The following is a 16332-nucleotide window of genomic DNA, read 5'->3' as shown; positions in this document are numbered from 1 at the left end:
ACTGGCGATACATTCTATGGTAATATTGGCTGGATTGCTTGCTGTTGGATTTACATTATCTAAGACTGTAATAGTCTGTGTTGTAGATGCTGTATTTCCGCCTCCATCTGTATAAGTCCATGTTCTGGTGACAGTTCCGTTACAATCTGTGCCAACTATAGCAGCGTCTGTTCCGGCTACACTTCCTGAACCATCGCAATTATCTGTCCAAGATAAATTGCTCATCACTGGGACATCGTCGATACATGTTACAGTGACATCGGCTGGGGCTGCTGCGAATACTGGATTCGTAGCATCCTCTATAATAATATCTTGTGTTACATTGATGCTGTTTCCACAAGCATCTGTTACTGAATAGGTTCTGGTAATGGTCTTGGGATTTGTATTTCCATCATCCACATCACTTACAAAGGCGACAACTGGATTAGCTGTGCAATTATCTGCTTCATCTGTTACCACTGAAATATCAGCTGTTGGTAAACTGGCGATACATTCTATGGTAATATTGGCTGGATTGCTTGCTGTTGGATTTACATTATCTAAGACTGTAATAGTCTGTGTTGTAGATGCTGTATTTCCGCCTCCATCTGTATAAGTCCATGTTCTGATGATAGTTCCGTTACAATCTGTGCCAACTATAGCAGCGTCTGTTCCGGCTACACTTCCTGAACCATCGCAATTATCTGTCCAAGATAAATTGCTCATCACTGGGACATCGTCGATACAATTTACAGTGACATCGGCTGGGGCTGCTGCGAATACTGGTGCAGTAACATCATCAATTACAACATTTTGGTTGACAGTTACTGAGTTTCCATTGCCATCATTGAAAGTCCATATAATGGTATGTGTTCCTTGAGTTGTGTAAGTTAATGGGTCACTTGTTGTTCCTGTTATAACTCCTGAACAATTATCAGTAGTGGTTGGAGCTACTGCGATGGCTGTACATTCTCCGGTTAAATCTGCTAAAGTTGGAGTGGCTGGTGCCTGGGTATCATTAACTGTGATCAAATGTGAGACACTTCTTGCATTTCCACTAGCATCTGATACAGAGTAAGTTCTGGTAATCACCTCAGGATTAGAATTCCCATCCGAAACATCGGAAACAAATGATACTAAAGGATTTAAGTCACAATTATCAACCTCATCAGTAACAACTAAAATATCAACTGCTGGTACATCATTTGTACATTGCACATAAATATTAGCTGGATTTGAAGCAGTAGGAGCAATATTATCAAGAATTACTACACTTTGTGTTTGGTTACTTGTATTTCCTGCTGCATCTTCATAAGTCCATGTGACTGTTGTTGTTCCTTGAGCCATGATTGGCAAACTGGCATTATGAGTTCCGGTTATTTGCCCATCACAATTATCAGTGGCTGTTGGTGCTGTTAAGTTAGTCACTTCGCATTGTGCTGTGATATTTGGCAAACTTCCAACATTGGCAACTGGTGCTGTATTATCTGTAATAACTACACTTTGAATTTGGCTACTTGAATTTCCTGCAACATCTTCATAAGTCCATGTGACTGTTGTTGTTCCTTGAGCCATGATTGGCAAACTGGCATTATGAGTTCCGGTTATTTGCCCATCACAATTATCAGTGGCTGTTGGTGCTGTTAAGTTAGTCACTTCGCATTGTGCTGTGATATTTGGCAAACTTCCAACATTGGCAACTGGAGCTGTATTATCTGTAATAACTACACTTTGAATTTGGCTACTTGTATTTCCTGCTGCATCTTCATAAGTCCATGTGACTGTTGTTGTTCCTTGAGCCATGATTGGCAAACTGGCATTATGAGTTCCGGTTATTTGCCCATCACAATTATCAGTGGCTGTTGGTGCTGTTAAGTTAGTCACTTCGCATTGTGCTGTGATATTTGGCAAACTTCCAACATTGGCAACTGGTGCTGTATTATCTGTAATAACTACACTTTGAATTTGGCTACTTGTATTTCCTGCAGCATCTTCATAAGTCCATGTGACTGTTGTTGTTCCTTGAGCCATGATTGGCAAACTGGCATTATGAGTTCCGGTTATTTGCCCATCACAATTATCAGTGGCTGTTGGTGCTGTTAAATTAGTCACTTCACATTGCGCTGTAATATTTGGCAAACTTCCTACATTGGCAACTGGTGCTGATACATCATTAATTGTGATCAAATGTGAGACACTTATGGAGTTTCCGCAATCATCTGTAACCGTGTATGTTCTAGTAATCACCTCAGGATTAGAACCCCCATCAGAAACATCCGACACATATGATACTGAAGGACTTAAGTCGCAATTATCAGTTTCATCTATAACTACGGAAATATCGACTGCAGGAATATCACTTGCACACTGTACGGAAATATTGGCTGGATTTGAAGCTATAGGAGCTATATTATCAAGTATTGTTATTAATTGTGATGTTGAAGCAGAATTACCAACTACATCTGTATAAGACCAAGTTCTTGTAATCGTTCCATTGCAATTGGACCCATTTATGGCTCCATCTACTCCAATAACGGTTCCACTACCGTCACAATTATCTGTCCATGATAAATTCGTCATAGCAGGCACATCGTCGATACAACTTACAGTGATACCTGCTGGTGTGGCTGCAAAAACAGGATTGGTATTATCTGGTATTCTACTTACACTAGTGGAAACAGAACTAGAGCATGAGTTAACATTATTAGCTACTAATAATGTATAATCACCAGCTGAAGATGCAGAAACACTAATTCCATTTGTTGCTCCTGAAATTACTCCTCCATTTGTGACCATCCAATTATAGGAATACCCTGCTCCGCTAGAGGAACCTAATCCACTAATAGTAGCCAATGGGTTATTACAATCAATAGAATGCGGACCATCAACTGTAGCAATAGGTATCTCATTAATCGTCACATTCTGAATGGAGCTATTCCCACAAATACCAGAAATACTATAAGTAACAACATAAGAGCCACTGGTGGATGCACTTAAATCTATTTCTCCAGAAGTACTATTAATAGATAAACCAGCTGTCGAAGAAAAAGTTCCCCCAGCTGTAGTAATATTAGGTGAAGGATCTCCTTCATTTTGACAATAAGAAGTTTGATTATAATTAAAATTAGTATTGGGAATATTATCCAAAGACAAATTAACCACTCCTAGATCTACTGGACAACTATTATCGCCCCATTTTGTCCAAACATCATAGCTACCTGCTGACAAACCAGAAAATGTATACGAGCCTGCATTATCTGAAGAATTCATATATGAACCAACAGAACCATTTATACTAAATTTTATATTGGTTCGATTTGGATGATCTGAGAAGTCAAAAGTAATACTTCCACTATTCGAAGCAGGACACACAGGATTAACATTTATAATACTTGCAGAAGGGTTAGAACGAATATAAACCCTTACTAGATCTGTGCTAACACAACCTGTATTTATATCAGTTACCTTTACTTGATAATCTATAGAAGTGTTCACATTTGGATCTCCTATAGGAGAAACTGAAATATCCTGATTAGTTCCGAGCACAGTAGCAGATCCTTGTATTGTCCACTCATAAGAATACATACCACTCCCATTACTTGGGACACCAGTTAAAACAATAGTTTCATTTTGACAAATAGTTTCATCATTTCCTGCATTCACAGTAAGGACAGGATGTATAGTTGCGATAACAGGAATCCTTGCAGAAATACAAGGCCCATTTTGAGCCTCCACGTAATAAGTTGTAGTTGAAGCTAACCCATTTATAATATATGATGTTCCCGTATGTACAGAAGATCCACCACTTGAGCTTACAAACCAATTAATTGTTCCTACATTTGCTGTTGCACTAATTGTAACGTCGCCAGTTCCACATGAAGAACCTGGATTCGTTCCAGTAATATTTGGCATTTCATATTCGGATACTGACACATTAGCTGTTGCTACACCCACACATGGAGAGCTAGCACTTACAGTATATGTGTAAACCCTACTTCCTGAAGAAATGGCTGGTGACCAAACTCCTCCAGCATTCTTTGTTCCTCCCAATGCACCAAATAAATCAGTTTCAGTTAAAACATTGCCAGAGCAATTGTCTAAAGTTCCATTTGTACCTGCATGAGGAATATTTACAATATTAATTTGTGTAGCATCAGAAATACTCAAACTAGGATCTCCAGGCATACCTCCATATTCTACTACATAACCTTGTGAAGCATAATATCCTGAACTACTAGTAGTGTTAGCTAAGTCATTCCAGGAACCTAATGGTCCAACATTAATATGTGTTACGTGTGCATAATCTTCATTCCCAGATTGATTTGGTTCATTAGGCGGATTCCAAAAAGCATAATTATCAGGTCCCGTTGTTTGACCTCCACTTGACGTACCCCTTCCTTGCCAAAATTGTCTTCCTAATCCTCCATCCTCTATACCCTCAGGACCAGTAACCCAACGCCAAACACCTTCAGTATGAGCATCGGACCCCCCAATCCAACCCACACCAATAGACTGAGTCCCCGCAAAAACACCTTCATCAGCTGATGTTAAGGTTGCCAAATATCCTTCTAAACCAAAATAAGTTCGAGCTGCGGCAGCATCTCTAGCTTGTGTCCATGTAATTAGCGGAGCTGGTACATATTCATAATAATGGCCACTGCTTGGTAAAAAATTTGCATTTCCTACAGTTATTGAGAACTCTCTAGTTCCACTTGCAGCTAGATTAGAATTTGAATAATCTATTGCCTCTATTGCATTTTCAAATTCTGAATATAAAGCAGTAGGGTTTCCATTTAATGTCATTTTACCTTCTACAGCATTCCACGAAGGTGTTATATTAGGATGTGACCCAGATAAGGTTAATACATCTTCGCCACTAACATAACCAGAAGAAACTTGAACATAAACAGTTGATGTTCCTGTACCTGATCCTGTGATACTAACAGATTCAGCAATAGCAACAGAGTTCCCAGAGGATAAACAAAAATCTTGATCGCCAGTAGCTGTTATACTTGCAGGTGACAATGTAACTTCAAATTTTACATCATCAATCCAAGCTAAATCAGAAGAAGCCCAATCATTTCCATCCTTCAGAAATCTAATAGCCGCATTAGCAGACTTTTGATCCCCAGTCAAGGTATAGTTAATTGTTCCGCTAGATGGAGAACTATCAATAGTCCCAATAGTTTCCCAACTACTAGAGGTATTATTATATAATTGAACTGCCAAAATTCCTAAACCTATACTCGAACTATTATACGAAAGCGATAAGGTAGCTTCTGAACCTGCTGGAATAGATAGAGAACGTTGTATTGTTTCAGTCCAGATATAGCTAAAGTAAAGGCGACCATTATTTATATAAATATATGTGCCAGTAGGACCAAGATCTGTATCAACAGTCTCTGACCAATTATTTAGAAAATTGTTGGTTCCATCATTATTGCCATAATTTTGGGACCCAAAATTATCGATATAAGTTTGTGTCTGACTAATGGCCTGATGAATAAATAAACTTAAAAATACGATTGCAATTAGTACCCGTGCTTTCATATGCGAATTAATTTCAATAGGTTTAAAATACAATATTGAATTTCGATTCTCCACCATACAAATGATCAATAATCTAAATTCATTACTCTCTGTGGTTATAATCTTGAGTTCTTCCGTATATAATAATTCTCAAGCAGTTATTAACAAATTGTTGACAAGCTGCTAAAGACCTAATAATCATCTACTCAAATATAATTTTAAGTTGCGCACGTATATGAAATTAAGTCACAGAAAATGAACAGTCTAATGTTGACAAAGGGAAATAAAGGATCAACACAATTAAGAATACATCTAACTAATGTATAGAGAGTTATGCTTACTTTTGGACAATGTCCAGAAGATGTACACCAAAGAAATTAAACATTTTTGAATAATTGAAATAAAAAATTACATCTCTTGATTTTTTATTATTTGGGAATCAATCATGAACAACCTATATCGAGTATACTATGTAGTTTTCAACAATTTTACCCTCTAATAAAATCTCGAAACAAATAGAAAAAGGCACAGAAAAGACAATTTTTTCGCAATCTTTATGGGCACAAAATAAACAGGATATAAATGAAATATTAGTTTAAACCGGAGGTATTTACCTGAGGATTCCAATGCTTTTTAACAATTCCTCCTGATATTGTTTTGCTTTCAAAGAGCTATCCAGAGGAGCCCAAGAAGCAAAATTATCTCGTGATATTGGAGCAAATGGTCCTTTCTTAACTTCATAAATCACAGTTCCTGATTCTAATGAAATCAAAGTATGCCAAACCCCACATGCCACTTCTCCTCCATAGGTTCCGTTTTGAGGTTCTATTATCATATGGGATAAAACAGAACCATCATCATCAAATTCTATAAGTACTAGCTTCCCTCGTAACACCAAAAACACTTCTTCCTTATCAGGATCCTGATGACGGTGTGGTGGTAAATATGTTTCAGGTTCTAATGCATTTAAGAGTCGTTGGATAGGATCATCTAGTTGAGGGTGGAAATTATAATTCATGCGCTTCCGTTCACTATTCTTTGCACTTTCTGTTAATCTATCAAGAAGCTTTCTATCGATTTTGATCATTTGAAACAATTTTATTTTGGATATTTTCATGAGGCACTATTATCAAAAACAAACAATAAAAAAACACATAGAAGCTAAGTCCTGCTTGTGTCTCAATTGTATCTTCCGTTAACATAGAAACCAATAGTGTTATAAAAAATACCATAAAAAACAGATCTTTATATGCTTTTAAATACAAGACCGGATAAATAAGAACGAAAATAAACCACAAAAAGCCTAAAACTCCAAGACCCACCCATATACTCAAATATTGATTGTGCGTTCTTAAGCGCCATTTTAAATCTAATTTTGAATCAACAGAATCGTATTTATCTTGAAAAGCAATATTCATATCTCCAGTACCTACACCAATCCAGAAATTATTTCTAATAATATAGCTAGCTGTCTTCCAATATTCTATTCTCTGCATCACACTATGACCGCTAGGATCGCCAGTACGAATATAATTATTATATTCCAATAGAATCTTCATTAAACGTGCGTCTATACCAAAACCCTTAGTGTAATTTACATTTGCTATACCATTTTCAACATTAGCTACATCCTCTTTAGTCAAGGACATAACGCCTTCCTTATCTTTTCGTTGATCTATTGAGGTTAAATATCGTATTAGCGTATACTTAATCATTTGCCCCCGACTATCTAAGCTATCATATTTTATCTCACTTCTTGAATTCCATTCTTCTCTTAGTTCTTTTTCTTGAATATATGCATAAACATATTTACCGTTTTCTGTACCCAAATCTAGCCTATGATAATAATAATGACCCGATGGACTCCACTTATCCAAATTCTCAATATCTAGTTCCTCAAGCTTTGTATTCTTTTCATAAAAGTCAAGTAAATAAAATCCAATAAACAGAGGTAAGAAAAATACAATTGACCACAATAAAATTTTAATAATGATTTTTTTTACCTTAATTGCAACAAACATGAACATTCCAAGCAATAATACAGCAAATACAACGATACCAGTAAATGCTTCTAGTTTTAATAGGAAAAAAAACAACCATCCAAATACAACTATAGCAGATATCTTACCCATAAAACCCAATTTTTGCTTCCAAAGCAGAATGACAATAAAAAATAAGGCCAAATTCAAATTAAGACTAAAACGAATATGGGAAAAAACTTCTCTACTTATCAAGTCTCTTATCACTTCCTGAGAATTATAATGTTCTACAAACACATAAAGTGATATCATAATCACAGAGCCTATAAATAGCTTTAAAAGCGTATAAAGTTTTTCAGAATTGATTTTCGGGAAAGCACTAAACATAAATGGAATAATAAGGATAGGAACTTTGGTCCGTAGGTCTTTCAGAGCGTAATCTATATCCGTAGAGTAGAATACCCCAATGAAGTGGATAACAAAAAGAGAAACCATTAATACAGCGACTCTATTATTTATAAAGGCGCTCCATTTCTTTCTGTATTGACCATGAGCTAACCATAGAACTCCGAAAGCCATTTGCGACATACTCATCAATACACGAGACGAAGGGATACTAACTACCATTAATGCTAAAGCCCAGAACAATAGCTTCTCATATAACGTATCACTAATTAAACCCTTTTGAAAACCCATATTATTTGTTGGCGTCTATTTTTAGAATCTTATTATATTCTTCGATGTTTGAAATTAGCGATATAGCTTTTGCGATTGCTCTATCCTCATAGAGGTTGGCTACAATAACACCTTTTGTATAATAATAGCGACTCACTAAATCTGTTTTAAGAATTCTGATTATTTCATCTTTATGCTCTTCTATCTCGTTTTCCTTTTTAGCATCTATTTTTTGTTGAATCTGTTCACAAATCTCCTCCAAGCCATCATACAAACTATCAGCAACAATTTGCTTTTTTATCTTGTCCAACTGCAATTCCAACGCTGACTTATATGATATATCCTTACCTTTAAGAAAAGTCAAGAAATCATTCCAAATCACCTCAGAAATCTCAAATTCATCAGCTGCTGCAATACTATCATGGCTTAGTCTATATTCGGTGCAAAAGTCAAATATTAGAAATTTATCAATTAAAGCCTCAGAGATATCACTAAAGTCTTTAGGTGACAAGATAACATCAGGCTTAATGCCGCGACCATCATAAACAGTGCGCCCATTTTTTGTTTTGAAGGCTTCCAACAAAGAATCATTTACAAGGATTGCATCTCCATTTTTATCCTTATGAGAGTAATCAATGGCCTGAATACATCTACCACTAGGAATATAGTACTTAGCAATAGTAACTTTAAATTGAGAATTAAAGCTTAAGGGCAATACACTCTGAACCAAGCCTTTTCCATAGGTTCTTTCCCCAAGAATAACCCCTCTATCTAAATCTTGAATGGCTCCACTTACAATCTCTGAAGCTGAGGCTGAGTTTCTATCCACTAAGAATACGACTGGCATTTCCAAATCAATGGCTGATTTACGTGTTTTGTAGATATAGTTTTTCTCTCTTAATCTACCTTTTGTTCTAACCACTTCTTGACCATTATCGATGAAAATATTCAAAATATCAACAGCCTCTCCTATCAAGCCTCCTCCATTTCCTCTTAAATCGAAAATTAATCCCTGCGGATTATTCTTTTTTAATTCCAAAAATGCTTTGGCCGATTTTGATGCCGCATCTTTAGTAAAAGAGGTTAAATTAATATACGCATAAGCTGAATCCAACATTCCATAAAAAGGGATATTATCTACATTTAAATTCCTTCTGAGCACTTCTTTTATAATAAATTCTGTAATTCCCCATCGTTTAAGAACAATTTGAGTTGGTGTTCCAGGCTGCCCCTTTAATAATAGGCTAATTTCTTCATCTGTTAATTCGGATAGATCTTGACCATCGATACTTATAACCTCATCACCAGCCAACAAACCAGATTCTACAGCTGGAGAATTACCTTCTAATGATGCTATTATAACTTTATCATCTCGTTTAATTACACTGACTCCTATTCCACCATATTCTCCGGTGGTTAAGAATTTCATATCCTCAATTTTACTTTCCGGAATATAAATAGTATAAGGATCTAGAGATGACAACATAGCATCCAATGCAATGGTATTCAGCTCTCCGGGATTTATTTCTTCAACATAATTATTGTTAAGCTCCTTTATAAGTGTAGCATAAATATCTAAATTCTTTGATATCTCAAATGCATGTGATTTATTTTGTGCTACAGCAATTTGTGATAGCAAGAGTAAACTACTTAGGAATAATGTAAAAGTACTGCGCATAGATTTAATTTTGTACAAAACTCGGTTTTTTTAAACAATAAATCAAAAGATATATTGAAGATATTACACCATATAAAATATAACGTCAATATGTGAAAAATAGTACTTTAATTATTAATGAAATATATGCAGGATTATTTTTTAATTTTTTCGGCAAAGCATTGGATTGAAACTAGAAATTTAAAATAAAAAAATACCTTACATTTGCTAAAAACAAAACCTATATGAAACGATTTCTATTATTTATTATCCCACTAGTAATACTATCTATTGCATTCAAAACGGATAAACCCTCCTATCAAATTTTCAAAAAAGACGGTAAAACCATCAAATATCAAAAGATGATAAAATCCATAGAGGATGCTGACATTGTAATGTTTGGAGAATTACACAACAACCCGATATGCCATTGGCTGCAACTTGAATTAACAAAAGATCTTTTTGATGTAAATGGAGAAAGCTTAGTTCTTGGAGCAGAGATGTTCGAATCGGATAACCAAATTATTATTGACGAATATTTTGCAGACTTTTTTGCAGCAAAAAAGTTTGAAGCAGATGCTAGATTATGGCCAAATTACAAAACTGATTACAAACCATTATTAGAATTTGCCAAAACAAATAATTTAGACTTTATAGCTACAAATGTCCCTAGAAGATATGCCAGTATCGTTCATAAAAAAGGATTTGAAGCTTTGGAGGAATTACCAGAAGCTTCAAAAGTATTTCTAGCAGAAATCCCTATTGTTTATGATGCTGAATTACCTGCTTACAAAGAAATGATGGAAATGATGAAAGATATGGGTCACGCCAATGAAAACCTCCCTAAAGCACAAGCCATTAAAGACGCTACTATGGCTCATTTTATCTTAAAAAACCTAAAAGAAGGTCAGCAATTCCTTCATTATCATGGGACCTTTCATAGTAATAATTTTGAAGGAATAGTATGGTATCTCAAGCAAGCCAATCCTAATTTAAAAATTGTGACTATTGCAAGTGTAGAACAGTCTGAAATTGAAAAACTAGAAGAGGGAAATTTAAATCTTGCTGATTTCATTCTTGCTGTAGACGAAGACATGACAAAAACTCATTAGGATATTTTGAGAAAACTTAAACTATATATCACTACTAGCTTCGACCATTATATCGCTCGAGCCAATGGCGATGTAAGCTGGTTAGATTTACCAGAATATATAATTGAAGGAGAAGACTATGGCCGTCAAGATTTTTATAATTCTATAGACACCACTATCATGGGTCATACTACCTATAAAATCATTAAAGGCTTCAATAAACCATTCCCCTACCCAGACAAAAAGAATTATGTTTTTACTCGTCAGCAAGGTTTAAAGGGGAATAACGATATAGAATTTATCGAAGAAGACATTGCCTCTTTTGTAAACAGGTTGAAAAGACAAAATGGCAAAGATATCTTTCTTGTTGGAGGAGGACAGGTGAATCAAATCCTTATCAATTATAACCTTATTGATGAAATTATATTAAATATAATCCCCATTATGTTAGGGCATGGGGTCAAACTCTTCCATGGAGTTATCAAAGAAAAAAAACTGAATTTGGTGGAAAGCAAACATTATACTAATGGGGTTTTGCAACTGAAATATGTGAGATAAACCTATATTTTCCAACCTTTTTAATAGCACAAAAAAAGCTCTGATTTTTTCGAGATCAGAGCCTTTTAATACAACTATTTTATGTTTAAACAAATTTATCGCCCTTAGTAGCCTTCACATCATTCACAATGGTTTTGATGCTTTGTTCATCTGTTTTCTTGCAAACTAACAGGATATTATCTTCATCAACCACAATGTAATCATCGAGACCTTGCAAAACGACCAACCTATTTCCTTTTACATTTACAATGCTATTTTTAGTATCATAGGTCATCACATTCTTACCGAGTATGGTGTTTTCATTCTCATCCTTATCTCTGATGGCATACAAAGAACCCCATGTGCCTAAATCGGACCATCCAAAATCAGAACTCAGAACATATACATTTTCGGCACTTTCCATTACTCCGTAGTCAATAGAAATGTTTTTACAAATAGAATAGGCGTTTTCAATAAACAACTCTTCACGTTCTGTATTATACATTCCCATACCTTCTTTAAAGATATTACTCACATCGGCTAAATGGGTATCAAAAGCCTTTTGGATACTCTTTAATGACCAAACAAATATTCCTGCATTCCATAGGAAATCTCCACTTTTCAAAAACTCCTTAGCTAATTCTAACTTTGGCTTTTCTGTAAAGGTTTTAACCTTATGGATACGCCCATCACGATCGTCTTTTAAGTTCTTGTCGAACTGAATATAACCATAGCCGGTATCAGGTCTGCTTGGTTCAATTCCTAATGTAATCAACCAATCATTATTGGCTGTAGCCTCTAATGCAGACTTAATGACTTCAACAAAAACATCCTCTTTTAAAATAATATGATCAGATGGCGCTACAACAATATTTGCATTAGGATTTATAGATTGTATCTTATAATTTGCATAAGCAATGCAAGGCGCTGTATTTCTTCTAGCAGGCTCACAAAGAATTTGGTCATATTCCATATCTGGAATTTGTTCTTTTACCATTTCCCTGTACAAATCATTGGTGACTACATATATATTTTCGATAGGACAAACTTTCCTGAAACGATTAACAGTTTGTTGAATTAATGTTTCTCCAGTTCCTAATACATCAATAAATTGCTTGGGGGTAGTAGTGCGACTCATTGGCCAGAAGCGGCTTCCAATACCACCTGCCATGATTACACAAAAGTTATTTTTATTCATTTTTTGTTTTTTAAAATCATAAAAGTGAGAACTAATTCTGCTCTATAAATTTAAGTATTTTTTTCAAAACTACCAAATTTTAAAGAATCCACTGAGAAAATAAATGAAATCAGTATTATGCCTATATTAGATTTAAACGAAGCTGATAACTTTGAAAACTGAAATAAAATTAATTTATACGAACGCAAAACCTAAGGTATGAAAAATCAGACTTTTCTGATTATTTCAATCAACATTGCAGCATTAATGGTATTAATGGACCTTTCTGCTATTAATATTGCCTTGCCTACCATTAAAGAATACTTCGATATTTCAGTCACCACAGTTTCATTAATTCTAATGTCGAGCATGTTAACTGCTACTGGAACTGCTTTAATCATGGGAAAGTTTATTGAATCCCAAAATTCGAAAACGATTCTAACGACTGCTTTTTTATTATTCGGCATCACCACCACAATCACCTCTCAAATTTCAAACTTTTACTGGCTCATTCCCATTCGCTTTATTCAAGGGATAGCGGAGGCTGCTTTATATGTGAGTGGTCCTGCATTAATCAAACAACTTGTAGCAGCATCAAAACAGCAAAAAGAATATGGAAGATGGATGATGAGTTGTGGATTAGGAATTAGTTTAGGGCCATTAATAGGAGGTCTACTTATCCACTCTTTTGGTTGGCAGACAGTTTTTCTAATTAACCTCCCTTTGTCAATAATCGGAATCCTCTTTGCATATCAAATCAAAATCGAAAATCCAAAGATAGACCCAAACAAAGTTGATATACTCGGTGGTATTTATAGTTTTTTATTTTTAGGTTTCTTTATCTTATTCTTTAACCTTGTTACATCTTCCAGTGTCAATGTACTAAGTAAATTGGGTTCCGCTTCTGCTAGTCTTTTATTCCTGATTCTATTTATCAAACAAGAAAAAACAAGCAGCACGCCAGTTCTGGATTTAAAACTATTTAAAACCATCAACTTTCGACAAGCCAATTTAGGTTTCCTCCTCTTCTTTTTAGTGAATATAGGAAGTCGATTTCTCAGGCCTTTCTATTTTGAAGAAACTAGATTTTTGAATCCTAGCACTTCAGGAATTTTAATGATGGTTTCCCCGAGTGTAATGCTGGTATTATCATACTTCAGTCATCTTTTTAGGAACTATTTCAGCACCAGAAACATGGTCATTCTTGGGAATATTCTATTAAGCATATCCATGCTGATGTTCAGTTTTTGGAATACCGATTCTAGTATGATATTCATTATTGTTTCAATGGTTATACTAGGTTTAGCTATGGGTTTCTATTATCCTGCTACTACACAAATAGGCATGAAAAGTCTTCCACAGGGGAAACATGGAATGGGGTCTGCAAGCATTTCTATTAGTAAAAGTATAGGTAAACTGATGGGTGTTTTATTATTTGGCTTATTTTTTCAAGTTTCCTTTGAGTTTTTCTCCCATCAAAACCTAAGCTACTTTCTTATAAAATCTGAAGCGATTCAACTAGTATTTACTGTTGCTTTCGGCATAAGTATATTAAACACCCTCCTATCTCTAGGAATAAAGAATGAAAAGTAAATAAAAATACCTATTTTAGTCAACTCAAACAATTTCATTATTCAATGCTCAGGGGACTATTTAAATTTTTCATATTCACGCTTCTACTAAGTCAGTTTACGGCTTGTGAATCCCCGATTGTAGCAAAAAAGGAGCCCAAAACACCTAGTTCTCATGTTAAGAAAAACCATTTAAAGAAAATACAAGAGAAAGGAAAAATCGTTGTTAGCACTGATTATAACAGCCATGGTTACTTTATTTATAAGGGAACACCAATGGGTTTTCAATTTGAATTACTAAACTCTTTTGCTGATTATTTAGGGGTGAAATTAGAAATCTCGGTTAGAAATGATCTCAACGAAGCATTATTAGATATTAAGCTAAAGAAATGTGATTTATTAGCCATGGATTTAGCTATAACAGCCAAACGCAGAAAAAGCATGCTCTTTACCGAACCCATTTATCAATCTAGGCAGGTATTGGTTCAAAAAATGCCTGATAATTGGCGAAAGATGCAAACTTGGGATGAAATTGAATCTCACCTCCTAAGAGATGCCATTGATTTACAAGGAAAAACAGTACATATTCAAAAGGGATCCGTATTTTACAATAGGCTCAACCACATCAACATAGAAACCGGAGGAGATATCCTTATCATTGAAGATGACCTTTCAGTGGATGAGTTAATCGAGAAAGTAGAGAATGGTGAAATAAAATATACAGTTTGTGACAGTCATGTGGGCGCTATTAACAAAAAGTACCATAAAAATATTGATATTGAAACAATGCTAGGAGCATATAGCCAAAATTTAGCATGGGCCCTTCCTCTTGGTTCCGATTCATTACTGCTTGAAATAAATCAATGGCTAAAGGAATATAAAAAGTCTAAAGAATTCTATTACGTCTACAATAAATACTTTAAGAATTCTCGTACCACAATGATGGCAAAAAGTGAGTATAACAGCAACCAAGGAGGAAAGATTTCACCCTATGATGAGCTCATCAAAAAGTATAGTGAAGATATCAATTGGGATTGGAGACTATTAGCCAGTTTAATATATCAAGAATCAAAATTCGACCCAAATGCAGAATCATGGAGTGGTGCTTTTGGCCTCATGCAAATGATGCCACAAACAGCTGAACAATATGGTGTTTCAGATTCCTCGGCACCCTCTACTCAAATTGAAGCTGGGGCAAAATACATCAAACTAATTGATCGTCAACTAGAGCCTTTAGTACCCGACAGTAATGAAAGGAAGAAGTTCGTTATGGCTTCCTATAATGCTGGTTTGGCACATGTGTTAGATGCACAACGATTGGCTAAAAAATACAATAAAGACCCCGAAAAATGGAACAATAATGTTGACTATTATTTACTCAATAAATCAAATCCCAAATACTATCAAGATACGGTAGTTTATTATGGGTACTGCAGAGGCTCTGAGCCGTATAAATATGTCAATGAAATTTATGAGCGTTACCAACATTATACCAATTTAATAAAAGACAGTATCGCCCCCCCAAATTAAGCAATACACTTTTTGTCGTTTTTCAACCAACTTCCCTTCTTTGTTAACAAAAATCTAACTGATTTCTTTTCTATTTTTTATCTATAAACTAACTTGCGCCCTTGCAAACAAGTAAACATATAAACAAAAAATTAAATGAAAAAAACAACCTTAATTATTGTGGCATTCATCATGCTCAGCACAACTATTTTCGCCCAAATGGATGCCACTTGGGAAGCAAAAGCCAACTCCAGTATTCGTTGGAATAAATTCACGCCAAATGGAAATCTAATTTGCGGAACAGAAAATGAAGAAACCATTGCTTTTAACCCAAAAACTGGAGAACAAATCTGGAAGAAAAGTTTTGATTATGGATCCTTTGAAATACTACCTAACACCCCATACATTTATTTTGACAGTGAAAAAACTGGGTTATTAGTAATTGACGCCATAAATGGAAAAGAAATTTGCAATTCAGAGCTTTTGGGGATGGAAAATATTGGGTCAAGTTAATTTTTATGGGGACTACGAAAAAAGCTTTGATAATCTAAAGAGGAAAAACGATACATCCGTAACGCCTCTGAGGTTAGATCTAAAAAGCTTTATTTTAGCATTGAAAGATTCCGCA

Annotated in this window: 10 protein-coding genes and 1 pseudogene; 5 read left to right on the top strand and 6 right to left on the bottom strand. The window is 35.0% G+C overall.

Annotation, left to right across the window (positions count from 1 at the left end; genetic code table 11):
• The 4 genes from HNS40_RS20060 to HNS40_RS20045 all read right to left on the bottom strand — a co-directional run.
• Positions 1-5529: hypothetical protein (locus tag HNS40_RS20060; protein ID WP_216664201.1), on the bottom strand; the 5529-nt coding region annotated here is incomplete at its 3' end.
• Positions 5530-6118: 589 nt separating this feature from the next.
• Positions 6119-6595, bottom strand: a complete 477-nt coding sequence (locus tag HNS40_RS20055; protein WP_172284281.1) for a WbuC family cupin fold metalloprotein — start codon at positions 6593-6595, stop codon at positions 6119-6121.
• Positions 6579-8183: an O-antigen ligase gene (locus tag HNS40_RS20050; RefSeq protein WP_172284279.1), complete on the bottom strand. Its 1605-nt coding sequence runs from the start codon at positions 8181-8183 to the stop codon at positions 6579-6581. The genes HNS40_RS20055 and HNS40_RS20050 overlap by 17 nt, the downstream gene beginning before the upstream one ends.
• Position 8184: 1 nt before the next feature.
• The gene (locus HNS40_RS20045) at positions 8185-9840 is read right to left on the bottom strand and encodes a S41 family peptidase (protein WP_172284277.1); all 1656 of its coding nucleotides are present in this window, start codon (positions 9838-9840) and stop codon (positions 8185-8187) included.
• 224 nt (positions 9841-10064) lie between these two features.
• Here HNS40_RS20045 and HNS40_RS20040 point away from each other — a divergent pair, with 224 nt between their 5' ends.
• A complete protein-coding gene (locus tag HNS40_RS20040) occupies positions 10065-10931 on the top strand; it encodes a ChaN family lipoprotein (protein WP_172284275.1) in 867 nt (288 codons plus the stop codon).
• Between the two features lie 6 nt (positions 10932-10937).
• Positions 10938-11468 (top strand): dihydrofolate reductase family protein, encoded by a 531-nt coding sequence (locus HNS40_RS20035; protein WP_172284272.1) that lies wholly within the window; start codon positions 10938-10940, stop codon positions 11466-11468.
• A gap of 85 nt (positions 11469-11553) precedes the next feature.
• Here HNS40_RS20035 and HNS40_RS20030 read toward each other — a convergent pair whose 3' ends face one another.
• On the bottom strand, positions 11554-12645 hold the full coding sequence (locus HNS40_RS20030) for a mannose-1-phosphate guanylyltransferase (RefSeq protein WP_172284270.1): 1092 nt from the start codon (positions 12643-12645) through the stop codon (positions 11554-11556).
• A 198-nt stretch (positions 12646-12843) separates the two neighbouring features.
• Between HNS40_RS20030 and HNS40_RS20025 the strand changes: the two genes are divergently transcribed.
• From HNS40_RS20025 to HNS40_RS20015, 3 genes are all read left to right on the top strand, one after another.
• Positions 12844-14217, top strand: a complete 1374-nt coding sequence (locus HNS40_RS20025; protein ID WP_172284267.1) for an MFS transporter — start codon at positions 12844-12846, stop codon at positions 14215-14217.
• A gap of 44 nt (positions 14218-14261) precedes the next feature.
• Positions 14262-15725 (top strand): transglycosylase SLT domain-containing protein, encoded by a 1464-nt coding sequence (locus tag HNS40_RS20020; protein WP_172284265.1) that lies wholly within the window; start codon positions 14262-14264, stop codon positions 15723-15725.
• A 135-nt stretch (positions 15726-15860) separates the two neighbouring features.
• On the top strand, positions 15861-16217 hold the full coding sequence (locus HNS40_RS20015; protein ID WP_172284263.1) for a PQQ-like beta-propeller repeat protein: 357 nt from the start codon (positions 15861-15863) through the stop codon (positions 16215-16217).
• Between the two features lie 12 nt (positions 16218-16229).
• Here the strand turns inward: HNS40_RS20015 and HNS40_RS23340 are convergent.
• Positions 16230-16332 (bottom strand): annotated as a pseudogene (locus tag HNS40_RS23340) (DDE transposase); the annotation flags it as partial.

The organism is Lentimicrobium sp. S6, assembly GCF_013166635.1.
GTDB lineage: Bacteria > Bacteroidota > Bacteroidia > Bacteroidales > UBA12170 > UBA12170.
This window is presented reverse-complemented; position numbering and strand designations above follow the sequence as displayed.

What these genes read in the sequence shown, in the direction of transcription:
- HNS40_RS20055 (WP_172284281.1), bottom strand. Translation starts at nt 6,595, where the DNA reads ATGATCAAAATCGATAGAAAGCTTCTTGATAGATTAACAGAAAGTGCA.
- HNS40_RS20050 (WP_172284279.1), bottom strand. Translation starts at nt 8,183, where the DNA reads ATGGGTTTTCAAAAGGGTTTAATTAGTGATACGTTATATGAGAAGCTA.
- HNS40_RS20045 (WP_172284277.1), bottom strand. Translation starts at nt 9,840, where the DNA reads ATGCGCAGTACTTTTACATTATTCCTAAGTAGTTTACTCTTGCTATCA.
- HNS40_RS20040 (WP_172284275.1), top strand. Translation starts at nt 10,065, where the DNA reads ATGAAACGATTTCTATTATTTATTATCCCACTAGTAATACTATCTATT.
- HNS40_RS20030 (WP_172284270.1), bottom strand. Translation starts at nt 12,645, where the DNA reads ATGAATAAAAATAACTTTTGTGTAATCATGGCAGGTGGTATTGGAAGC.
- HNS40_RS20025 (WP_172284267.1), top strand. Translation starts at nt 12,844, where the DNA reads ATGAAAAATCAGACTTTTCTGATTATTTCAATCAACATTGCAGCATTA.
- HNS40_RS20020 (WP_172284265.1), top strand. Translation starts at nt 14,262, where the DNA reads ATGCTCAGGGGACTATTTAAATTTTTCATATTCACGCTTCTACTAAGT.
- HNS40_RS20015 (WP_172284263.1), top strand. Translation starts at nt 15,861, where the DNA reads ATGAAAAAAACAACCTTAATTATTGTGGCATTCATCATGCTCAGCACA.